The organism is Variovorax paradoxus (assembly GCF_022009635.1).
Classification (GTDB): Bacteria; Pseudomonadota; Gammaproteobacteria; order Burkholderiales; family Burkholderiaceae_C; genus Variovorax.
The window spans coordinates 5,310,544-5,330,697 of sequence record NZ_CP091716.1; the positions used below are offsets into that span (position 1 = coordinate 5,310,544).

Annotated in this window: 22 protein-coding genes; 18 read left to right on the plus strand and 4 right to left on the minus strand. The window is 66.8% G+C overall.

Annotation, left to right across the window (positions count from 1 at the left end; all coding sequences use genetic code 11):
• The first annotated feature begins 354 nt into the window (after nucleotides 1-354).
• The 3 genes from L3V85_RS24580 to L3V85_RS24590 all read left to right on the plus strand — a co-directional run bounded on the left by L3V85_RS24580 (nucleotide 355) and on the right by L3V85_RS24590 (nucleotide 5,230).
• On the plus strand, nucleotides 355-2,277 hold the full coding sequence (locus L3V85_RS24580) for a PrkA family serine protein kinase (RefSeq protein WP_237675294.1): 1,923 nt from the start codon (nucleotides 355-357) through the stop codon (nucleotides 2,275-2,277).
• A gap of 140 nt (nucleotides 2,278-2,417) precedes the next feature.
• The gene (locus L3V85_RS24585; RefSeq protein WP_237675295.1) at nucleotides 2,418-3,710 is read left to right on the plus strand and encodes a YeaH/YhbH family protein; all 1,293 of its coding nucleotides are present in this window, start codon (nucleotides 2,418-2,420) and stop codon (nucleotides 3,708-3,710) included.
• Nucleotides 3,707-5,230 (plus strand): SpoVR family protein, encoded by a 1,524-nt coding sequence (locus tag L3V85_RS24590; RefSeq protein WP_237675296.1) that lies wholly within the window; start codon nucleotides 3,707-3,709, stop codon nucleotides 5,228-5,230. Before L3V85_RS24585 ends, L3V85_RS24590 begins: the two co-directional genes overlap by 4 nt.
• On the opposite strand, the gene aroQ is transcribed toward L3V85_RS24590, so the two are convergent.
• Nucleotides 5,231-5,671, minus strand: a complete 441-nt coding sequence (gene aroQ, locus L3V85_RS24595) for a type II 3-dehydroquinate dehydratase (protein ID WP_081268598.1) — start codon at nucleotides 5,669-5,671, stop codon at nucleotides 5,231-5,233. It lies immediately after the preceding gene.
• A gap of 39 nt (nucleotides 5,672-5,710) precedes the next feature.
• Complete coding sequence (locus L3V85_RS24600) at nucleotides 5,711-6,679, minus strand: LysR family transcriptional regulator (RefSeq protein ID WP_237675297.1); 969 nt, start codon at nucleotides 6,677-6,679, stop codon at nucleotides 5,711-5,713.
• A 114-nt stretch (nucleotides 6,680-6,793) separates the two neighbouring features.
• Between L3V85_RS24600 and L3V85_RS24605 the strand changes: the two genes are divergently transcribed.
• The 10 genes from L3V85_RS24605 to L3V85_RS24650 are packed head-to-tail and all read left to right on the plus strand — an operon-like array spanning nucleotide 6,794 to nucleotide 13,897.
• Complete coding sequence (locus L3V85_RS24605; RefSeq protein WP_237675298.1) at nucleotides 6,794-7,465, plus strand: Rieske 2Fe-2S domain-containing protein; 672 nt, start codon at nucleotides 6,794-6,796, stop codon at nucleotides 7,463-7,465.
• 8 nt (nucleotides 7,466-7,473) lie between these two features.
• On the plus strand, nucleotides 7,474-8,319 hold the full coding sequence (locus L3V85_RS24610; RefSeq protein ID WP_237675299.1) for an aromatic ring-hydroxylating oxygenase subunit alpha: 846 nt from the start codon (nucleotides 7,474-7,476) through the stop codon (nucleotides 8,317-8,319).
• A complete protein-coding gene (locus tag L3V85_RS24615) occupies nucleotides 8,316-8,960 on the plus strand; it encodes a glutathione S-transferase family protein (protein ID WP_237675300.1) in 645 nt (214 codons plus the stop codon). Before L3V85_RS24610 ends, L3V85_RS24615 begins: the two co-directional genes overlap by 4 nt.
• Nucleotides 8,961-8,999: 39 nt before the next feature.
• The gene (locus L3V85_RS24620) at nucleotides 9,000-10,106 is read left to right on the plus strand and encodes an S-(hydroxymethyl)glutathione dehydrogenase/class III alcohol dehydrogenase (RefSeq protein ID WP_198085695.1); all 1,107 of its coding nucleotides are present in this window, start codon (nucleotides 9,000-9,002) and stop codon (nucleotides 10,104-10,106) included.
• A 21-nt stretch (nucleotides 10,107-10,127) separates the two neighbouring features.
• Entirely contained in the window at nucleotides 10,128-11,048 is a 921-nt protein-coding gene (locus L3V85_RS24625) for an alpha/beta fold hydrolase (protein ID WP_237675301.1), read from the plus strand.
• Nucleotides 11,045-11,923: an S-formylglutathione hydrolase gene (gene fghA / locus L3V85_RS24630; protein ID WP_237675302.1), complete on the plus strand. Its 879-nt coding sequence runs from the start codon at nucleotides 11,045-11,047 to the stop codon at nucleotides 11,921-11,923. Before L3V85_RS24625 ends, fghA begins: the two co-directional genes overlap by 4 nt.
• 48 nt (nucleotides 11,924-11,971) lie before the next feature.
• Complete coding sequence (locus L3V85_RS24635) at nucleotides 11,972-12,466, plus strand: GNAT family N-acetyltransferase (RefSeq protein ID WP_237675303.1); 495 nt, start codon at nucleotides 11,972-11,974, stop codon at nucleotides 12,464-12,466.
• A 23-nt stretch (nucleotides 12,467-12,489) separates the two neighbouring features.
• Entirely contained in the window at nucleotides 12,490-12,879 is a 390-nt protein-coding gene (locus L3V85_RS24640; RefSeq protein ID WP_237675304.1) for a VOC family protein, read from the plus strand.
• Nucleotides 12,876-13,286: a TfoX/Sxy family protein gene (locus L3V85_RS24645; RefSeq protein WP_237675305.1), complete on the plus strand. Its 411-nt coding sequence runs from the start codon at nucleotides 12,876-12,878 to the stop codon at nucleotides 13,284-13,286. Before L3V85_RS24640 ends, L3V85_RS24645 begins: the two co-directional genes overlap by 4 nt.
• Nucleotides 13,283-13,897, plus strand: a complete 615-nt coding sequence (locus L3V85_RS24650; RefSeq protein ID WP_237675306.1) for a 3'-5' exonuclease — start codon at nucleotides 13,283-13,285, stop codon at nucleotides 13,895-13,897. Before L3V85_RS24645 ends, L3V85_RS24650 begins: the two co-directional genes overlap by 4 nt.
• A gap of 10 nt (nucleotides 13,898-13,907) precedes the next feature.
• On the opposite strand, the gene L3V85_RS24655 is transcribed toward L3V85_RS24650, so the two are convergent.
• Complete coding sequence (locus tag L3V85_RS24655; RefSeq protein WP_237675307.1) at nucleotides 13,908-14,636, minus strand: alpha/beta fold hydrolase; 729 nt, start codon at nucleotides 14,634-14,636, stop codon at nucleotides 13,908-13,910.
• 145 nt (nucleotides 14,637-14,781) lie between these two features.
• Here L3V85_RS24655 and L3V85_RS24660 point away from each other — a divergent pair, with 145 nt between their 5' ends.
• From L3V85_RS24660 to arsH, 4 genes are read left to right on the plus strand one after another with little or no spacing between them, the layout of a single operon-like run.
• The gene (locus L3V85_RS24660) at nucleotides 14,782-15,108 is read left to right on the plus strand and encodes an ArsR/SmtB family transcription factor (RefSeq protein ID WP_237675308.1); all 327 of its coding nucleotides are present in this window, start codon (nucleotides 14,782-14,784) and stop codon (nucleotides 15,106-15,108) included.
• A gap of 7 nt (nucleotides 15,109-15,115) precedes the next feature.
• Complete coding sequence (locus L3V85_RS24665) at nucleotides 15,116-16,408, plus strand: arsenic transporter (RefSeq protein WP_237675309.1); 1,293 nt, start codon at nucleotides 15,116-15,118, stop codon at nucleotides 16,406-16,408.
• Complete coding sequence (arsC, locus tag L3V85_RS24670; protein ID WP_237675310.1) at nucleotides 16,405-16,839, plus strand: arsenate reductase (glutaredoxin); 435 nt, start codon at nucleotides 16,405-16,407, stop codon at nucleotides 16,837-16,839. Before L3V85_RS24665 ends, arsC begins: the two co-directional genes overlap by 4 nt.
• The gene (arsH, locus tag L3V85_RS24675; protein ID WP_237675311.1) at nucleotides 16,808-17,542 is read left to right on the plus strand and encodes an arsenical resistance protein ArsH; all 735 of its coding nucleotides are present in this window, start codon (nucleotides 16,808-16,810) and stop codon (nucleotides 17,540-17,542) included. Before arsC ends, arsH begins: the two co-directional genes overlap by 32 nt.
• 20 nt (nucleotides 17,543-17,562) lie before the next feature.
• Here the strand turns inward: arsH and L3V85_RS24680 are convergent, their stop codons facing one another.
• Entirely contained in the window at nucleotides 17,563-18,528 is a 966-nt protein-coding gene (locus tag L3V85_RS24680; RefSeq protein ID WP_237675312.1) for a helix-turn-helix domain-containing protein, read from the minus strand.
• Nucleotides 18,529-18,676: 148 nt separating this feature from the next.
• On the opposite strand from L3V85_RS24680, the gene gnd reads away from it, so the two are divergent.
• On the plus strand, nucleotides 18,677-20,098 hold the full coding sequence (gene gnd, locus L3V85_RS24685) for a decarboxylating NADP(+)-dependent phosphogluconate dehydrogenase (protein ID WP_237675313.1): 1,422 nt from the start codon (nucleotides 18,677-18,679) through the stop codon (nucleotides 20,096-20,098).
• Nucleotides 20,099-20,154 lie beyond the last annotated feature (56 nt).

Below are 20,154 nucleotides of genomic sequence, written 5' to 3' on the forward strand. Positions count from 1 at the left end.
TTGAGCCCCGAGGCTCAATAGGCGATGCTTTCCCCGAAAAAACACGGCATAGCCGATGGCCATTCGGCATAGGCTTTTCACCCGGAGAGAATTGCAAAAGCGAGCCTTTGAATTTAACTGAAAATTGAATACTAGTTCCGTTTTTTCCAAGGAACTTTACTCGGCGATGGGGTTCTGAATTAATAAATGATTTGCCGGGTTCAATCTTTGCTTTATGCTGATTGTTAGCAGATTGTTGTAAGGGAGTTTTCCGCGGCATGCAGCCAAGGGCAGGCACACCTTCAAATGTTGCGCAAAGCCTTTGTTGCACGCCATCGGGCCTAAAGCCCACTGACTCTTGATGGAGGCGTGACCATGGATGTGATCAGCAACTTTGCCGCCCGCTACGAGCGCACCCGCGAGGAAGTCATCTCGCTGCAGGACTACCTGGACATCTGCAAGCGCGATCCCACCGCGTATGCCACCGCCTCCGAGCGAATGCTCAAGGCCATCGGCGAGCCGGAGTTGGTCGACACGCGCAACGACCCCCGTCTTTCGCGCATCTTCGCCAACAAGGTCATCAAGATCTACCCGGCGTTCAAGGAGTTCTACGGCATGGAAGACGCCATAGAACAGGTGGTGTCCTATTTCCGCCACGCCGCGCAGGGACTGGAAGAAAAGAAGCAAATCCTTTACCTGCTGGGGCCCGTGGGCGGTGGCAAGAGTTCCATCGCGGAGCGCCTGAAGCAGCTCATGGAGCACGTGCCCTTCTATGCGATCCAGGGCTCGCCGGTCAACGAATCCCCGCTCGGCCTCTTCGATACGCTCGAAGACGGCGAGATCCTTGAAAAGGAATACGGTATCCCGCGCCGTTACCTGAACCGAATTCTCTCGCCCTGGGCCGTCAAGCGGCTCGAGGAGTACGGCGGCGACATCCGCCAGTTCAAGGTCGTCAAGCGCTACCCGTCGGTGCTGCGGCAGATCGCCGTCGCCAAGACCGAGCCCGGCGACGAGAACAACCAGGACATCTCCTCGCTGGTCGGCAAGGTCGACATCCGCAAGCTCGAGACCTACGCCCAGGACGACCCGGACGCCTACGCCTACTCCGGCGGCCTGTGCCTGGCCAACCAGGGGCTGCTGGAGTTCGTGGAAATGTTCAAGGCGCCCATCAAGGTGCTGCATCCGCTGCTCACCGCCACGCAGGAAAGCAACTTCAAGGGCACCGAAGGCTTCGGCGCGATTCCCTTCGACGGCATCGTGCTCGCGCACAGCAACGAGAGCGAGTGGAAGGCGTTCCGCAACAACAAGAACAACGAGGCTTTCCTCGACCGGATCTACATCGTCAAGGTGCCCTACTGCCTGCGTGCCTCGGAAGAAATCAAGATCTACGAGAAGCTGGTGCGCAACTCGTCGCTCGCCAAGGCCCCCTGCGCCCCGGGAACGCTGCGCATGATGGCCCAGCTCTCGGTGCTCACGCGCCTGAAGGAGCCCGAGAACTCCAGCACCTTCAGCAAGATGCAGGTGTACGACGGCGAGAACCTCAAGGACACCGACCCCAAGGCCAAGTCGATCCAGGAGTACCGCGACTACGCGGGCGTCGACGAAGGCATGAGCGGCGTCTCCACGCGCTTCGCCTTCAAGATCATCTCGAAGGTCTTCAACTTCGACAGCTCCGAGGTGGCCGCGAACCCGGTGCACCTGATGTACGTGCTCGAACAGCAGATCGAGCGCGAGCAGTTCGCGCCCGAGGTCGAGCAGAAGTACATCAGCTACATCAAGGAGCTACTGGCGCCGCGCTACGCCGAGTTCATCGGCAAGGAAATCCAGACCGCCTACCTCGAGAGCTACAGCGAGTACGGCCAGAACATCTTCGACCGCTACGTGACCTACGCCGACTACTGGATCCAGGACCAGGAGTTCCGCGACGTCGACACCGGCGAAGTCTTCGACCGCGCTTCGCTCAACGCCGAACTCGAGAAGATCGAGCGGCCGGCCGGCATCGGCAACCCGAAGGACTTCCGCAACGAGATCGTCAACTTCGTGCTGCGCGCGCGGGCCGGCAACGCGGGGCGCAACCCTGCGTGGACCAGCTACGAGAAGCTGCGCGCGGTGATCGAGAAGAAGATGTTCTCCAACACCGAAGAACTGCTTCCGGTGATCAGTTTCAACACCAAGAGCAGCGCCGACGAGCAGAAGAAGCACGAGGACTTCGTGACGCGCATGGTCGAGAAGGGCTACACCGCCAAGCAGGTGCGTCTGCTCTGCGAGTGGTATCTGCGGGTGCGCAAGAGCTCTTGATATGGCACACCCCCAGGCTTCGCGCACTTCGTGTCGCTTCGCCAACCCCCTTGCAGGGGGCAACGCCAGCGGCCCGGCAAAGCCGGTTCCACGGCGTTTCACGAAGGAACGCGTGATCCGTCATTAAGGGAGCAGACATCGTGGCCATCCTGCAGCAGATCATCGACCGCCGGCTATCGGGCAAGAACAAGTCCATTGGCAACCGAGAGCGCTTCCTCAGGCGCTACAAGGGGCAGATCCAGGAAGCGGTGAGGCGCGCCGTCAGCGGCCGCAACATCCGCGAACTGGAGCAAGGCGAAGACGTGACCCTGCCGCGCCACGATGTGTCCGAGCCCGTGTTCGGGCACGCGCGCGGCGGCGACCGCGAGTACGTGCACCCAGGCAACCAGGAGTACCTGAAGGGCGACCGCATCAAGCGCCCCGAAGGCGGGGGCGGCGGCGGTTCCGGCAGCGGGGAAGCCAGCGACAGCGGCGAGGGCGAGGACGACTTCGTCTTCCGCCTCACGCGCGAAGAATTCATGCGCGTCTTCTTCGACGACCTGGCGCTGCCGCACCTCATTCGCACGCAGATCGCCGACGTGCCCGAATGGAAGAGCCACCGCGCCGGCTTCACCAGCGACGGCTCGCCCAACAACCTGCACGTGGTGCGCTCGATGCGCGGTGCCCTCGCCCGCCGCATCGCGCTGGGCGGCGAGCCGCGCAAGGAGCTCAAGCGCCTGGAAGCGCACCTCGAGCAGCTCAAGCAGCATCCGCAAGCCGCGCAGGCCCTCATACAGAACGAGATCCGCGAGACCGAGGAGCGCATAGAAGAACTGCGCCGCACCATGCGGCACGTGCCCTACATCGACCCGATCGACCTGCGCTACCGCAACCGCGTGAAGACGCCCGTGCCCAGCGCCAAGGCGGTGATGTTCTGCCTGATGGACGTGTCGGGCTCGATGGACGAGGCGCGCAAGGACATGGCCAAGCGCTTCTTCATGCTGCTGTACATGTTCCTCACGCGGCACTACGAGAAGATCGACCTCGTGTTCCTGCGCCACCACACGCAGGCGCAGGAAGTGACCGAGGAAGAGTTCTTCCACGCCACCGAGACCGGCGGCACCGTGGTGTCGAGCGCGCTGGTGCTCATGGACGAGATCATCAAGGCGCGCTACCCCAGCGGCGAGTGGAACGTGTACGGCGCGCAGGCCAGCGACGGCGACAACTGGCACCAGGACAGCGGCCGCTGCCGCGAGCTGCTGGTCGACAACATCCTTCCCGTGGTGCGCTACTACGCCTACGTGCAGGTGGCCGAGACCGAGCAGAACCTGTGGCAGGAGTACCAGCAGCTCGAAGGCGTGCAGCCCAACTTCGCGATGCGCAAGGTGTCCGACGCGCAGGACATCTATCCGGTTTTCCGCGACCTGTTCAAGAAGGAAGGGGTGACATCATGATCACCGACCGTGTTCTCGAACGCCTGCCCAGCCCCTCCGACTGGACCTTCGAACTCATCGAGACCTACCACGCCGAGATCGCCAAGACCGCCAAGGGCTACGGCCTCGATGTGTATCCGAACCAGCTCGAGGTCATCACGGCCGAGCAGATGATGGACGCCTACGCCAGCGTGGGCATGCCCATGATCTACCGCCACTGGTCGTACGGCAAACAGTTCATCTCGACCGAGAAGAACTACAAGCGCGGCCACATGGGCCTCGCCTACGAGATCGTCATCAACTCCGATCCGTGCATTGCCTACCTGATGGAAGAGAACACCATGGCCATGCAGGCCCTGGTCATCGCGCATGCGGCCTACGGCCACAACAGCTTCTTCAAGGGCAACTACCTGTTCCGCATGTGGACGGATGCCTCGTCCATCATCGACTACCTGGTCTACGCACGGCACTACATCGCCGAATGCGAGGAGCGCCACGGCCTCGATGCGGTCGAGCAACTGCTCGACTCATGCCATGCGCTGATGAACTACGGCGTCGACCGCTACCGCCGCCCGCAGAAGCGCTCGCTGGCGCAAGAAAGCGCGCAGCGCACCGAGCGCGAGCGCCACATGCAGCAGCAGGTGAACGACCTCTGGCGCACCCTGCCGCGCAAGAGCGAGCAGGCGGCCGAGGCCGATTCGTCGAAGCGCTTCCCCTCGGAGCCGCAGGAGAACCTGCTCTACTTCATCGAGAAGAACGCCGCCCTGCTCGAGCCGTGGCAACGCGAAGTGGTGCGCATCGTGCGCAAGATCGCGCAGTACTTCTACCCGCAGCGCCAGACCCAGGTCATGAACGAAGGCTGGGCTACCTTCTGGCACTACACGCTGCTCAACACCATGTACGACCGCGGGCAGCTGGCCGACGGCTTCATGATGGAATGGCTCAGCTCGCACACCGGCGTGATCTACCAGCCGCCGGTGGGGCACCGTGCCTACAGCGGCATCAACCCGTATGCGCTCGGCTTCAAGATGATGACCGACCTGCGCCGCGTGTGCGAGAAGCCTACCGACGAAGACCGCCGCTGGTTCCCCGACTTCGTGGGCACCGACTGGGTCAAGACGCTCGACTACGCCATGCGCAACTTCAAGGACGAGAGCTTCATCGGCCAGTTCCTGAGCCCGAAGACGATGCGCGACTTCCGCCTGTTCTCGATCCGCGATTTCCAGAGCGAAGCCGAGCTGGAGGTGTCCGCCATCCACGACGACAGCGGCTACCACGCGCTGCGCGAATCGCTGTCACGGCAGTACGACATCGGCAGCCGCGAGCCCGACATCCAGGTCTGGAACGTGGCCACGCGCGGCGACCGCTCTCTGACCCTGCGCCACACCCAGCGCAACCACCTGCCGCTGCACGACGGCGCCGAAGAGGTGCTCAAGCACGTCGCGCGGCTCTGGGGTTTCGACGTTCATCTGGAAAGCATCGACAACCAGGGCCGCGTGAGCCGCAGCTGGAAGGCTACGGCGCCCAAGCAGCAGTATTAGTCAGGGAACCAGCGCCGCGATGGCGAGCGTGTAGCCCTTCACGCCCAGCCCCACGATGATTCCCTTCGCCGCCGGCGAAATGTACGAGTGGTGGCGGAACTGCTCGCGCGCGTGCACGTTCGAGATGTGCAGCTCGATCAGCGGCACGCTCGCACCCTTGATCGCGTCGTGCAGGGCGATCGAGGTGTGCGTGTAGGCGCCGGGGTTCATCACCACGCCCAGCATGTTGCCCGCAGCCACTTCGCGGCCGGCTTCCTGGATCCAGTCGATCAGCACGCCTTCATGGTTCGACTGGCGGCATTCGATCTCGACGCCGTGCTTCGCGCCCGTTTCCTTGCACAGCCGCTCCACGTCGGCCAGCGTGTCGCGTCCGTACTGTTCGGGCTCGCGCGTGCCGAGCAGGTTGAGATTGGGGCCGTTGAGGACAAGGATTTTCTTCATGATGGCTGTATGAATGAGGGTCGGTCTGGCAGGCGCCGATTATGGTCTCGCGCCCGCCCTGCGGCGCCGCGCCGCCGATGACCCGACGTAGTAGTTGTAAGAGTCGATGTCGACCACGCAGCGCGCCATCAGGTCGACGAAGGCCCGCAGCTTCTGCCCCATGTAGCGCTGGCGCTGGTAGGCGCAGTAGATGCGGCGCGGCTCGGGCTGCCACTGCGGCAGCACCGGCGCGAGCACGCCCTGCTCCACCTCCGGCCGCACGAAGAAAGCTGGCAGCAGCGCGATGCCAAGGCCGTCGATGCAAAAGGTCTTCATGACCCAGTGGTCGTTGGTCTCGGAGGCGGGCTCCGGCTCGAAGGCAAAACTCTGCGCGCCCGACACCAGCAGCACCTGCGAGCGCCCCGAAGGCTCCTTCATCACGATGGACTGGTGCGCCGCCAGCTCCGCCGGCGAAGACGGGGTGCCGTGCCGCGCCAGGTACTGCGGGCTCGCAAAGAGCCCGTAGTTCAGCCGGCCGAGCAGCTTGGCCACGAGGTTCGGCGCGTCGGGCGGCTCGGAGCACACATAGCAGTCGACGTCGCCGATCCGCGGCGCGTGGAAGCCGTTGGCCACATCGAGCTGGCAGCGCACCTCGGGGTGCGACTCCAGGAACAGCTTGACCACATGGCAGACGAAGGAAGTGCTGAACTGCGTATCCGACAGCAGCGAGAGGCGGCCCGACACGCCCGTGGTCAGCTCGTGGATCTCGGTGCTGGCTGCCTCCAGCCGGCCCGTGACTTCGTCGAGCAGCCCCTCGCCGCGCAGCAGGAAGGCGCGCCCCGCCTCGGTGAGCGCGATGCGGCGCGGGCTGCGCAGCAGCAGTTGCGCGCCCAGCAGCTCTTCCAGCCGCGTGAGCTGCCGGCTCAGCGTGGCCTTGGACGTGCCCGAAAGGCTTTCGGCCTTGGTCAGGCTGCCGCTCCTGGCGACCAGCACGAAGGCCTCGACCAGGGCAAGGTCGATCCGGCTCATGCGGCCCGGCGTTGCAGGAATGAAAAGCAGCGTCTCTTCATGTGACTTTCATCGGTGCGTGGGAAGCGGTACGGTATCACCGGCGCAAGCCTTGTTGCACCTTCCCCACGATCCATGAACACACAGAACTCCGCCGCCTGGCACCCCGTCGCGCGCTCGGCCGACCTGCGCCCGGGCGACAACATCGTCGCCGGCTTCGCCGAAGGCCAGGAACTCGCGCTCTGGCGAGCCGCCGACGGCACCGCCCAAGCCTGGGAAAACCGCTGCCCGCACCGCAGCGTGCGCTTCACGCTGGGGCAGGTGGTCGACAACCATCTGGCCTGCGCGTATCACGGCTGGCAGTACGAAGCCGGCAGCGGCCAGTGCACCCGCATTCCCGCGCACCCGGCCATGCCGGCACCGCGCAACGTGTGCGCCAGGACCTTCGCCGCGGCGGAGGCGGCAGGGATGCTGTGGGTCCATTTGTCGCCACAAGCGCCCGCCGCGCCGCCGGCACTGGCCGATGCCGTGCCCGCCGGCTGGCACTTCTGCCGCACGCTGACCGTGAACGCGCCCGCCGACGCGGTGAGAGAAGCATTGGCGCAACGCGGCCTGGTCGCCGGCACGGCTTCGGGCGCCTGGCGTGGCCGGCTCGGCGAGGCGGCTGTCGCCGCGCTCGTCCTCGACGCCCAGCCCCGGCTCGCCTTCATCCACCTCTGGACGGACGCGCCCCAGGGCTCCGCCGCCATGCAGGCCCTGCACACCGCCGCGCGCAACCTGCGCGGCGACATCGAAGCCCTCGGCTGAAAGACACCATGCCCTTCGTCTCCGACGACCCCAACATGCTCGACGACTGGCTCGTCATCGGCCCCGCCGCGCCCGCGCCGCGCACCACCCGCCTGCTCGGCGAAACCGTGCAACTGTGGATCGACCCGGAAGGCACGCCCCAGTGCCGCCTCGCCGACCGGCCGCTGACCGTGCAGTCGCGCTACGGCTATCTCTGGGCCTGCCCCAGCGGCAACCCGGCGCGCCCGCTGTTCGACTTTCCCGAATACAGCGAGCCCGGCCGCCGCACCATCGACTGCGGCGGCATCGGCGTGGCGGTGTCTGGCCTGCGCGTGATCGAGAACTTCCTGGACATGGCGCACTTTCCCTTCGTGCATGCCGACTATCTCGGCAAGGTGCCGCACACCGAGGTGGCGCAATACCAAGTGCAGGTCGAACCCGCCACCGGCGAGATCTGGGCGACCGACTGCCGCTTCTGGCAGCCGCGGGCCTCGGCCGCGCACGATTCGTCGGGCAGCGAGGTGCTCTACAAGTACCGCGTGATGCAGCCCTTCTCGGCCATGCTCTACAAGTCGAGCTTCCGCGCGGGCGAACTCGACGCCATCGGCCTCTTCCTGCAGCCCGTCGACGACGAGCACGTCATCGCCCACACCATGCTCGCCTGCTTCGACGACGACTCCACCGACGCAGAACTCATTGCCTTCCAGCACACCATCTTCGGGCAGGACAAGCCCATCCTGGAGAACCATGCCTTCAAGCGCATGCCGCTCGAAGGCCGCGCCGAAACGCCGACGCGCGGCGACACGTCCTCCGTCACCTACCGGCGCTGGCTGCGCGAGCGCGGCATGCGCTTCGGCGTGAGGGCGGCGGCATGACGGTGAAGCTGTACGACTACCCGCTGTCGGGCAACTGCTTCAAGGTGCGGCAGATGCTGGCGTGGCTCGGCGTCGAATACCAGACTGTGCCGGTCGATTTCTTTCCCGGCCGCGAACACAAGTCGGCCGCGTTCCTGGCCCACGTGAACCCGCTCGGCCAGTTGCCGGTGCTCGACGACGACGGCTTCGTGCTGCGCGACGCGCAGGCCATCCTGGTCTACCTCGCGAGCCGCTACGACCCGCATGGCCGCTGGTATCCGCAAGACCCGAAGTTGCGCGGCCAGATCGCGATGTGGCTCGCGACCGCCGACGAGATCACCCGAACCGCGTCGGCCGCGCGGCTGCACGACGCCCTCGGCTACCACCACCTGGACATCGAGGCCTGCCGCGACGGCGCGCGTGCCGTGTTCCGCGTGCTCGACGACCACCTCGCCGAGCAGGCCGGCGCCGGCCTGCGCTGGCTCGCGTCGGCGCCCGAGCCGACCATTGCCGACATCGCCTGCTTTCCCTATGTGGCGCTGGCGGGCGAAGGCGGCGTTTCGCTCGACGAATTTCCCGCACTGCGAAACTGGGTCTGGAATGTCCGGCACGTGCACGGGTTCATCGGCATGTCGGGTATCTTCCCCGCTGGCCCCGCCTGAGTATCCTCACACCTTTCGCCTTCTGAAGAACCGAACACCATGAAAACCAAAGCCGCCGTCGCGTGGAAATCCGGAGCGCCGCTCACCATCGAAACCGTGGACCTCGACGGTCCCCGTTTCGGCGAAGTGCTGGTCGAGATCAAGGCCACCGGCATCTGCCACACCGACTACTACACGCTCTCGGGCGCGGACCCCGAAGGCATCTTCCCCGCCATCCTGGGCCATGAAGGCGCGGGCATCGTGGTCGATGTCGGCCCCGGCGTCACCACGCTCAAGAAGGGCGACCACGTCATTCCGCTGTACACGCCCGAATGCCGCCAGTGCAAGTTCTGCCTGAGCCGCAAGACCAACCTGTGCCAGCTCATCCGCGGCACGCAGGGCAAGGGCCAGATGCCCGACGGCACCAGCCGCTTCAGCCTGGACGGCAAGCCCATCGCCCACTACATGGGCACCAGCACCTTCAGCAACTACACGGTCGCTCCTGAAATCTCGCTGGCCAAGATCCGCGAGGACGCGCCTTTCGACAAGGTCTGCTACATCGGCTGCGGCGTGACCACCGGCATCGGCGCGGTGATCTTCACGGCCAAGGTGGAAGCCGGCGCCAACGTGGTGGTGTTCGGCCTGGGCGGCATCGGCCTGAACGTGATCCAGGGCGCGAAGATGGTGGGCGCCGACAAGATCATCGGCGTCGACCTGAATCCCGAGCGCGAGGCCATGGCCCGCAAGTTCGGCATGACGCACTTCATCAACCCCAAGGACACCGAGAACGTGGTCGATGCCATCGTGCAGCTGACCGACGGCGGCGCCGACTACAGCTTCGAGTGCATCGGCAACACCAAGGTGATGCGCCAGGCGCTGGAGTGCACGCACAAGGGCTGGGGCCGCAGCATCATCATCGGCGTGGCCGAAGCCGGCGCGGAAATCAGCACGCGGCCGTTCCAGCTGGTCACCGGCCGCAAGTGGGAAGGCTCGGCCTTCGGCGGCGCGCGCGGCCGCACCGACGTGCCGAAGATCGTGGACTGGTACATGGAAGGCAAGATCGACATCGACAGCCTGATCACGCACACCATGCCGCTGGAAGACATCAACAAGGGCTTCGACCTGATGAAGCGCGGCGAATCCATTCGCGGCGTGGTCCTCTACTAAAAAACCAGGAAGGCACCGGCCATGAACCGCATGGAGCCCTTGCGCAAGATCGCGGCCGGTGTCCTCGAAGTCGCGTACTTCGAGACCGGCCCCGCCGACGGCCCGCCGGTGCTGCTGATGCACGGATTTCCGTACGACATCCACACCTATGCGGAAGTCGCGCCCATGCTGGCCGATCAGGGCTGCCGCGTGATCGTGCCGTACCTGCGCGGCTACGGCGCCACGCGCTTCCTGAGCGACGCCACGCCGCGTTCTGGCGAGCAGGCCGCGCTCGGCGCCGACCTCCTCGCGCTGCTCGATGCGCTGAAGATCGAACGCGCGGTGCTGGCCGGCTACGACTGGGGCGGCCGCGCCGCCTGCGTGGTCGCGGCACTGTGGCCGGAGCGCGTGGCGGGGCTGGTGTCCTTCAACAGCTACAACATCCAGAACATCGCGAAGGCGATGGAGCCCGACACGCCGGCCAACGAGCACAGCCTCTGGTATCAGTACTACTTTCACAGCGAGCGCGGCCGCGCGGGCCTCGAGAAAGACCGCAAGGCTTTCACGAAGCTGCTGTGGAAGCTGTGGTCGCCCACCTGGCAATTCGACGATGCGACCTTCGAGCGCAGCGCCGCCGCTTTCGACCACCCCGACTTCGTGGACGTGGTGATCCAGTCGTACCGCCACCGCTTCGGCCTGGTGCCTGGCGATCCGGCCTACGCCGACATCGAGCGCCGCCTGGCGGCCCAGCCCACCATCACCGTGCCGACCATCACCTTCGACGGCATCGACGACGGCGTGCGTCCACCCGCGCAGGCGTCGGCCCATGCGCACCGCTTCGGCGGCCAGCGCTCGCACCGTCTCGTGCCCGGCGTGGGCCACAACATGCCGCAGGAAGCGCCGCGCACATTCGCCGACGCCGTGCTCGAGCTGGCCCCCGCGCTGCGCAAGAACCCGACATGACAGACAACACACCCAAGACCCTTTCCGAGCATCACGCCTTCGGCGGCGTGCAGAGCTTCCATGAGCACCGCTCGCATGAAATCGGCCTGCCGATGCGCTTCTCGGTCTACCTGCCGCCGCAGGCCGCGAACGGCCCCGTGCCCGCCCTGCTCTACCTCGCGGGCCTGACCTGCAACGAAGAGACCTTCGCGGTGAAAGCCGGCGCGCAGCGCATGGCCGCGAGCCTGGGGCTGGCGCTGATCGCGCCCGACACCAGCCCGCGCGGCGCCGAGGTCGAGACCCTTCCGGGCGCCAAGGACAACTGGGACTTCGGCATCGGCGCGGGCTTCTACCTCGACGCGCTCGCCGAGCCCTGGGCCGCGCACTGGCGCATGGAAAGCTGGATCGTGCACGAGCTGCTGCCGCTGGTGGCCAAGCACTTCGCCGTCGACGACCACCGCATCGGCATCTTCGGCCATTCGATGGGCGGGCACGGCGCGCTCACGCTGGCGCTGCGGCATCCGGGGCGCTTCAAGTCGCTCTCGGCCTTTGCGCCGATCTGCGCGCCCACGCAGTGCCCGTGGGGCGAGAAGGCCTTCGCCGGCTATCTGGGGGCGCCCGGCGACGACCGCGCCCAGTGGCTGGCGCACGACGCCAGCGCGCTCATGAAGTCGCAGGTGGCCGCGCCCTATCCGCAGGGCATCCTGATCGACCAGGGCCTGAGCGACAAATTCCTCGCGGAGCAACTGCACCCCGAGGTGTTCGAGGCCGCCTGCTTCGCCGCCGGCCAGCCGCTCGTTCTGCGTCGCCACGCGGGCTACGACCACGGCTACTACTTCATCCAGAGCTTCATGGCCGACCACATCGCGCACCACGCGCAAAGCCTGCACGCCTGAGCCGCGCCCAGGTCGACCGCGGCGGGCTCGCGCCGTATCATGAGCCGCATGTCCGCCGCCCAAATTCCCGCCTTCCAACTGCGGTCGCGCGAAGGCTCCGCCGAAGAGAACATGGTGCTGGCCGGCATCTGGCGCCGGGCCTGGACCGCGGCCAACCGCGGCGCCGCCGTCATCGAACCCATCGCCCATTGGCTGCACCGCGTGCACACGGAGTTCGGCCCGCCCGCCGACGTGGTGCTGGCGGAACGCGAAGGCCAGGTGCTGGCGTTCATGGTGCTGCTGGAGCGGCGCGAATACGTGGCCCAGCTCTTCGTCGAACCGCACCTGCGCAGCCAGGGCCTGGGCAAGGCACTGCTCGACGAGGCCTGCGTGCGCATTCCCACCGGCTGGCGGCTGCACGTGGCAATGACCAACACTTCGGCGCAGCGCTTCTACGAGCGCTACGGCCTGGAGCGCGGCACGGTCGACCGCCACCCGAGCAGCGGCCGCGAACGCATCGCCTACCATTGGTCGCCCTCTCGCCCGCCGTGGCGCGTGGGCTGATTCAGCCCTTCTTCCCGCATCCCATGCGCATCGACCACATCGCACTCTGGACCACCGATCTCGAACGCTGCAAGCGCTTCTATGTCGACTACTTCGGCGCCACCGCCGGCGCGGGGTACGTCAACCCGGCCAAGGGCTTCGCCTCGTGCTTCCTGAGCCTGGGCCACGGCGCGCGTATCGAGGCCATGACCACCAGCACCCTTTCCCCGGTGACCGCCGAGGCCGGCGCGCAGCGCATGGGCTGGACGCACCTGGCCATCAGCGTGGGCTCCGACGCGGCTGTCGATGCGCTCACCCAGCGGCTGAAGGCCGACGGCTATCCGCTGCTCGACGGCCCGCGCCGCACCGGCGACGGCTACTACGAGAGCGTGGTGCTGGACCCGGACGGCAACCGCATCGAGATCACCGCATGAGCGAGTTCGTCGACAGCCTGCACGAGGTGTTCGAGCGGCTTGGGCGCATTCGCACGCGCCGCATGTTCGGCGGCCACGGCATCTGGCACGAGGACCGCATGATCGCGCTCGTGGCCAACGACACGCTCTACCTCAAGGCCGACGCCGAGAGCGCGCCCTACTTCGACGCACTGGACCTTCCGCCCTTCACCTACGAGCGCCAGGGCCAGTCGATGCCGATGTCTTACCGGCTGGCCCCTGCCGACCTGTTCGAGGACCGGCACGAGGCAGCCCTCTGGGGCCGCCGCGCCTACGAAGCCGCGTTGCGCTCGGGCCAGCCGTCCAAGCCGAAGAAACCGCCCGCAAAGAAAATCGCAGCAAAGAAAGCCGCAGTGAAGAAAAAGACAACGAAAGCAGCCTCCCGGTGAGCGAACAGCAAAGACCGGCGCTCCCGCCCCTGCCCGAGCGCGAACAGATCGCGCTGCTCGAACCCTTCGAAGGCCTCGGCCTGAAAGAGATCGTGGTCGTCGCCACGCTGCAGGACGCCGAGCATGCCGCCGCCGCGCTGCTGGCCGCCGGCATTGCCGGCTTCGACACCGAATCGAAACCCACCTTCGCGAAGAACGAAGTGTCGGGCGGCCCGCACGTGGTGCAGTTCTCCACCCGCGACACGGCCTGGCTGTTCCAGCTGCACCGCACCGACTGCAACTCGGTGGTGGCCGCGCTCATCGCCTCGACCGAACTGCGCAAGGTCGGCTTCGGGCTTTCGGGCGACCTCACGCTGATACGCAACCGGCTGGGCATCGAGCCGAAGGCGGTGTTCGACATCGACAACGAATTCCGCAAGCGCGGCTACCGCAAGTCGGTCGGCGTGAAGGCGGCGGTGGCGCTGGTGTTCAACCGCCGCTTCATCAAGTCGCGCAAGGCGACCACCTCGAACTGGGCCAACAGGCAGCTCACCGAAGCGCAGATCCGCTACGCCGCGAACGACGCCTATGCGTCGATCCGCGTGTACGACGCACTCTTCGACGGCAGCTGACCCTGGGCGCTCAGTCGCGCCCCGCCTCGATGATGGCCTGCGCCAGCCGCGCGGGATTCGAGAAGAACATCTCGTGGCTGCCGGGGCACTCCACCAGCCTGAACAGCCCCAGCCGCTCCGACAGGCGCGGGTGCCACGGCAGGCCGTGCGGCATCGCCGTGTCCTGCAGGCAGTTGACGTACGACTTGCCCAGCGCCAGCGCCGCCAGCGGCTGCTTCAGCCGGATCTTGTCGGTGAAGGTGCGGTACGGATGCGGGTTGAGCTTGGCGTAGGCGGAGGTGGCCGTCGCGAAGTCGGCGTCGTTGATGAAGGCTTCGCGCCAGATCTCGAACGGCAGGGTCACTGCATTGCCGTTGGCCTCGGCGACGGCATCGAACAGCGTCACGTAGTGCGGCGGCACCATGTCGTTGAGCGACTCGCCGTCCAGCGGCACGAAGGCATTGATGTAGACCAGCCGCTTCAGGCGCGGCGCGATGCGGTCCGCCACGCCCGAGATCACCATCCCGCCGTAGCTGTGGCCCACCAGCCGCACCTGTGTGAGGTTCTTTTCCTCGATGTAGCGCACGGCAGATTCGATGGCGTCTTCCAGGCCGATCCTGCTGCGGTCGTCGCCGGGGTTGTTGCCCGCCAGCGTGGGGCAATGCACGGTGTGGCCGGCCGCGCGCAGGCCGTCGGCCACGGCTTCGATCTCGGCGCCGGTGTGCCATGCGCCGTGGACCAGGACATAGGTATCTGACATGGATGTCTCTTTCGTTGTTGCGACGGATGAGGACTTTAGGAACAGCGGCCGGCTTTGAATAGCCCATTCGTGCCAGCCGGCTGGCCGATTCGTGCCAGCGGCCTCGGCGATTGCATCCATTCAATATTTCAACGATACTTGAAATATGGAAGAAAACGACGTTGTCCGCTCCTTGGCCGCCCTGGCACAGCCCGTTCGCCTGCGCGTTTTCCGCGCGCTGGTGGTCGCGGGCCCCGCCGGCCTGACGCCCGGCGCACTGGCCGAATCGCTCGAAGTGTCAGGCACCGGCCTGTCGTTCCACCTCAAGGAACTGATGCATTCAGGGCTGGTGTCGCAGGAACGGCAGGGGCGCAACCTCGTCTACCGCGCCGCCTTCGAGCAGATGAACGCCCTGCTCGGCTACCTGACCGAGAACTGCTGCCAGGGCGAGCCCTGCGCCGCCGACGCGGCTTCGTCGGCATGCGGCTGCTGAGGCCGCGATGCCAATCGCGGTCCTGATCTTCGTCGTCACGCTGGTGCTGGTCATCTGGCAGCCGCGCGGCCTTGGCATCGGCTGGAGCGCATCGCTGGGCGCGGCGGTTGCGCTGCTGCTCGGCGTGGTCCAGCCGGCGGATATTCCGGTGGTCTGGGGCATCGTGTGGAACGCGACCGCCACCTTCGTCGCCGTGATCGTCATCAGCCTGCTGCTCGACGAAGCGGGCTTCTTCGAATGGGCCGCGCTGCACGTGGCGCGCTGGGGCGGCGGGCGCGGCAGGCGGCTGTTCGCGCTGGTCGTGCTGCTGGGCGCGGCGGTGTCGGCGCTGTTCGCCAACGACGGCGCGGCACTGATCCTCACCCCCATCGTGATGGCGATGCTGGCGGCCCTGGGCTTCACGCCCGCGGCCACGCTGGCCTTCGTCATGGCGGCGGGCTTCATCGCCGACACCGCGAGCCTGCCGCTGATCGTGTCCAACCTGGTGAACATCGTCTCGGCCGATTTCTTCAGGATCGGCTTCGGCGCGTACGCCTCGGTCATGGTGCCGGTGAACATCGCTGCGGTGCTCGCGAGCCTCGCGGTGCTGATGCTGTATTTCCGCCGCGGCATTCCGGCGCGCTACGACGCGGCCCGGCTCAAGGCACCGGCGGATGCGATCCGCGACCCGGCCACCTTCCGCGCCGGCTGGGTGGTGCTGGCGCTGCTGCTGCTCGGCTTCTTCGGACTCGAGCCGCTGGGCGTGCCGGTCAGCGCGGTGGCCGCCTTCGGCGCCGTGGTGCTGCTGGCGGTGGCGGGGCGCGGCCCGGTGATCGGCATCCGCGGCGTGCTGCGCGGCGCGCCCTGGCAGATCGTGGTCTTCTCGCTCGGCATGTACCTCGTGGTCTACGGGCTGCGCAACGCCGGGCTCACCGGGCAACTGGCCGCGCTGCTCGACGTGTTCGCGCAAGGCGGCATCTGGGGCGCGGCAATGGGCACGGGCTTTCTCGCGGCGGTGCTGTCGTCGGTCATGAACAACATGCCCACGGTGCTGGTCGGGGCGCTTTCCATCGACGCCTCGGCCGCTAGCGGCGCGGTGAAGGAAGCGATGGTCTACGCCAACGTGATCGGCTGCGACCTCGGCCCGAAGATCACGCCGATCGGCAGCCTCGCCACGCTGCTCTGGCTGCACGTGCTCGCGAAGAAGGGCACCGTGATCGGCTGGGGCGGCTATTTCCGGGTCGGCATCGTGCTGACCCTGCCGGTGCTGTTCGTCACCCTGGCGGCACTGGCGTTTCGACTGAGCATTCCACTGCCATGAACAACGACATCACGATCTATCACAACCCCGCCTGCGGCACGTCGCGCAACGTGCTCGGGCTGATCCGCAACACCGGCGACGAGCCCGTCGTCATCGAGTACCTGAAGAACCCGCCCGACCGCGACACGCTGCGGCGTCTCGTTGCACAGATGGGCATGCCGGTGCGCGACCTGCTGCGCCGCAAGGGCACGCCCTACGACGACCTGGGCCTGGACGATCCGAAGTGGAGCGACGAACAGCTGATCGACTTCATGCTGGCGAACCCGATCCTCATCAACCGGCCGGTGGTGGTGACGCCGCTGGGCACACGCCTTTGCCGGCCTTCGGAAGCGGTGCTCGACATCCTGCCGCGCCCGCAGCAAGGCGCGTTTTCCAAGGAGGATGGCGAGCCCGTCATCGATGCGAAAGGCCAGCGTGTCGCACGCCCCTGACCTTCCCAACCTCGACCCGGAGGCCTTCCGCCTGCCCGGCCTGCACTCGCTGTTGCCCGCGCAGCGCGCCACGCATGCGCCGCGCATCCTGCTGCTCTACGGCTCGCTGCGTGAACGGTCCTACAGCCGGCTGCTGACCGAGGAAGCCGCGCGCCTGCTGCGGGCCATGGGCGCCGAGCCCCGCATCTACGACCCGCACGGCCTGCCGCCGCCCGACGGCGCGCCCGAAGACCACCCCAAGGTCAGCGAACTGCGCGGCCTCGCGCAATGGGCCGAAGGCATGGTGTGGACCTCGCCCGAACGGCATGGCGCCATGACCGGCGTCATGAAATCGCAGATCGACTGGATCCCGCTGTCCACCGGCTCGGTGCGCCCCACGCAGGGCAAGACGCTGGCGGTGATGGAGGTGTCGGGCGGCTCGCAGTCGTTCAACGCGGTGAACCAGCTGCGCGTGCTCGGCCGCTGGATGCGCATGCTCACGATCCCCAACCAGTCTTCGGTGGCCAAGGCCTTCATGGAGTTCGACGAGGCGGGCCGCATGAAGCCGTCGCCGTACTACGAGCGCGTGGTCGACGTGATGGAGGAGCTGGTCAAGTTCACGCTGCTCACGCGCGACTGCGCCGGCTACCTGGTCGACCGCTACAGCGAGCGACGCGAAAGCGCGGAGGCCCTTTCAAAGCGAGTGAACCTGCGCGCCATCTGAGCGCGCGGGCGGTTGCCGGCTCAGCGCCGGCGCCGCAGTTCCCCCGGCGTGGCGCCCAGGTGCGCACGGCACTGGCGCACGAAGTGCGAGGCATCCGTCAGCCCCACCCGAAAGCCGATTTCCGCGATGCCCAGCCGGTCGAAGCGCGCATCGCCCAGCATGCGCCGCGCCACCGCCATCCGGAAGCCCGCGAGCGCGCTGGCGAAGGTGGTCGCACCCTCGCCGCCGCTTGCGCCGCCGGCCAGGCAGCGGTGCAGGCTGCGCTCCGAAATGCCCAGCCCGCGCGCCACGCTCGCGGCCGTGAGCCCGGGCTCGGCATGCCGCTCGCGCGTGGCGTCGAGCACGCGGCGGCGCAGTGCCGCGCGGCTGGTGCCGGGCTCGCTCGCCAGGCCCTGCCCGGTCGCCAGCGCCAGCAGGCCGCCGAGTTGGTCGCTCAACAAACCGGCGGACAGCGGCGGCTGAACCGCGACTTCCGGTGACAGCTGCCGCAGGAAGCCGCACAGCACGCCGCCCCAGCCGGACTGGCCGTCGATGCGCCGCGCCACCTGGTCGCCGGCATCGGGAATCCACTGCTCGACCCAGGCGGTCGGCAGCTCGAGAGAAAGGGTGTCGGCCGATTGCAGCAGATGAAATTCATAGCGCCGCCGCGAATCGACCAGCACCGCGTCGCCGGGCAGCAGCCGCGCCGAGCGCCCGTCCTGCACCGCCACCCAGGCAGAGTCGGTCTTGCACAGCAGGTAGAAGTAGTTGTGGCGGCTCTGGGCGATGGCGCGGCGGGTGCGAAAGACATCCTGCGCGCTGCCGCGCACCCGGTTCACGACGATGGGCCCGAGCGGCGCCGACTCCAGCGTGGCGCCGAAGCGCCCGGCCTCGGGGCTGGTCACGTCCATCTCGAGGAAGCCCTCGCACACAGCGCCCACCCAGTAGTCCAGCCGCTGGGCGGGCGGCACGGCGTCGGTCGACCAGCGGTGAATGGCAGTGCTCATGCGCGCCAACATACCCAAGCCGCGCCCGCTTGCCAAGCGGGTATAGACCGCCTCCGACGGCGGCCCTTTCCCGACCCCGGCAAAATGGTTCTCGAACCAAACCCGTGCGCCGAGCGTTCCACGCCCGCACATGAATGAAAGAAGGGCCATGAGCAACCCAAGCGATTTCGGATTGATCGGCCTGGCCGTGATGGGCCAGAACCTCGTGCTGAACGTGGAAAGCCGCGGCTTCCAGGTCAGCGTGTACAACCGCACCGAGGCCACCACCGAGGCCTTCATCGCCGCCAACCCCGGCAAGAAACTGGTCGGCGCCAAGACGCTCGAGGAATTCGTGCAGAGCCTGGCCAAACCCCGCAAGATCCAGATCATGGTCAAGGCCGGCGCGCCGGTCGACCAGGTGATCGAGCAGCTCATTCCGCTGCTGGACAAGGACGACATCGTCATCGACGGCGGCAACAGCCTCTACACCGACACCGAACGCCGCGACGCCTACCTGAGCAGCAAAGGCCTGCGCTTCATCGGCGCCGGCGTGTCGGGCGGCGAGGAAGGCGCGCGCAAGGGCCCGTCGATCATGCCGGGCGGCCCGCTTTCCACCTGGGAAGTGATGAAGCCGATCTTCGAGAGCATCGCGGCCAAGGTGGACGGCGATCCCTGCGTCATTCACATCGGCCCCGGCGGCGCGGGCCACTACGTGAAGATGGTGCACAACGGCATCGAGTACGGCGACATGCAGCTCATCTGCGAGGCCTACAGCCTGTTCAAGGCGGCCGGCTTCACCACCGACGAGATGGCCGCCATCTTCAACGAATGGAACGACGGCGAGCTGCAGAGCTACCTGATCCAGATCACCGCCAAGGCGCTCGAGCAGAAGGACCCGGAAACCGGCAAGCCGATCGTCGACGTGATCCTCGACAAGGCCGGCCAGAAGGGCACGGGCCAGTGGACGCTGATCAACGCGGCCGAGAACGCGGTGGTCATCAGCACCATCAACGCGGCCGTCGAGGCGCGCGTGCTGTCGTCGCAGAAGAAGGCGCGCGTGGCGGCCAGCAAGCTGCTGCAGGGGCCGAAGATCGAGCTGTCGCTCGAGAAGAAGGCGCTGGTGGCCAAGGTGCACGACGCGCTGTATGCGTCGAAGGTCATCAGCTACACCCAGGGCTTCGACCTCATCAAGACGATGGGCGACAAGAAGGACTGGAAGCTCGACCTGGGCGGCATCGCATCGATCTGGCGCGGCGGCTGCATCATCCGCGCGCGCTTCCTGAATCGCATCACCGACGCCTTCCGCACCGACCCGGCGCTGGGCAACCTGATGCTCGACCCGTTCTTCAAGGACCTGCTCAACCGCACCCAGCAAAGCTGGCGCGAAGTGGTGGCGCTGGCGGTGAGCAACGGCATTCCGGTGCCGGCCTTCAGCGCGTCGCTGGCCTACTACGACAGCTATCGCACCGAGCGACTGCCGGCCAACCTGCTGCAGGCGCAGCGCGACTTCTTCGGCGCCCACACCTATGAGCGCACCGACAAGCCCGAAGGCCAGTTCTTCCACACCGACTGGCCCGAAGTGATCGGCTGAACGCGCGCCACTTCGCGCGCCATTTGCCGCGGCGGAGTCGCTTCACGGCGACTTCA

Excerpts from the sequence above, each read along its gene's own strand:
- L3V85_RS24615 (WP_237675300.1), top strand. The coding sequence starts at position 8,316 with ATGACGGTGAAGCTGTACGACTACCCGCTGTCGGGCAACTGCTTCAAG.
- L3V85_RS24680 (WP_237675312.1), bottom strand. The coding sequence starts at position 18,528 with ATGAGCACTGCCATTCACCGCTGGTCGACCGACGCCGTGCCGCCCGCC.
- L3V85_RS24605 (WP_237675298.1), top strand. The coding sequence starts at position 6,794 with ATGAACACACAGAACTCCGCCGCCTGGCACCCCGTCGCGCGCTCGGCC.
- L3V85_RS24665 (WP_237675309.1), top strand. The coding sequence starts at position 15,116 with ATGCCAATCGCGGTCCTGATCTTCGTCGTCACGCTGGTGCTGGTCATC.
- L3V85_RS24660 (WP_237675308.1), top strand. The coding sequence starts at position 14,782 with ATGGAAGAAAACGACGTTGTCCGCTCCTTGGCCGCCCTGGCACAGCCC.
- L3V85_RS24610 (WP_237675299.1), top strand. The coding sequence starts at position 7,474 with ATGCCCTTCGTCTCCGACGACCCCAACATGCTCGACGACTGGCTCGTC.
- L3V85_RS24645 (WP_237675305.1), top strand. The coding sequence starts at position 12,876 with ATGAGCGAGTTCGTCGACAGCCTGCACGAGGTGTTCGAGCGGCTTGGG.
- arsH (WP_237675311.1), top strand. The coding sequence starts at position 16,808 with ATGCGAAAGGCCAGCGTGTCGCACGCCCCTGACCTTCCCAACCTCGAC.
- L3V85_RS24580 (WP_237675294.1), top strand. The coding sequence starts at position 355 with ATGGATGTGATCAGCAACTTTGCCGCCCGCTACGAGCGCACCCGCGAG.
- L3V85_RS24590 (WP_237675296.1), top strand. The coding sequence starts at position 3,707 with ATGATCACCGACCGTGTTCTCGAACGCCTGCCCAGCCCCTCCGACTGG.
- L3V85_RS24640 (WP_237675304.1), top strand. The coding sequence starts at position 12,490 with ATGCGCATCGACCACATCGCACTCTGGACCACCGATCTCGAACGCTGC.
- L3V85_RS24600 (WP_237675297.1), bottom strand. The coding sequence starts at position 6,679 with ATGAGCCGGATCGACCTTGCCCTGGTCGAGGCCTTCGTGCTGGTCGCC.
- aroQ (WP_081268598.1), bottom strand. The coding sequence starts at position 5,671 with ATGAAGAAAATCCTTGTCCTCAACGGCCCCAATCTCAACCTGCTCGGC.
- arsC (WP_237675310.1), top strand. The coding sequence starts at position 16,405 with ATGAACAACGACATCACGATCTATCACAACCCCGCCTGCGGCACGTCG.
- fghA (WP_237675302.1), top strand. The coding sequence starts at position 11,045 with ATGACAGACAACACACCCAAGACCCTTTCCGAGCATCACGCCTTCGGC.
- L3V85_RS24655 (WP_237675307.1), bottom strand. The coding sequence starts at position 14,636 with ATGTCAGATACCTATGTCCTGGTCCACGGCGCATGGCACACCGGCGCC.
- L3V85_RS24620 (WP_198085695.1), top strand. The coding sequence starts at position 9,000 with ATGAAAACCAAAGCCGCCGTCGCGTGGAAATCCGGAGCGCCGCTCACC.
- L3V85_RS24635 (WP_237675303.1), top strand. The coding sequence starts at position 11,972 with ATGTCCGCCGCCCAAATTCCCGCCTTCCAACTGCGGTCGCGCGAAGGC.
- L3V85_RS24625 (WP_237675301.1), top strand. The coding sequence starts at position 10,128 with ATGAACCGCATGGAGCCCTTGCGCAAGATCGCGGCCGGTGTCCTCGAA.
- gnd (WP_237675313.1), top strand. The coding sequence starts at position 18,677 with ATGAGCAACCCAAGCGATTTCGGATTGATCGGCCTGGCCGTGATGGGC.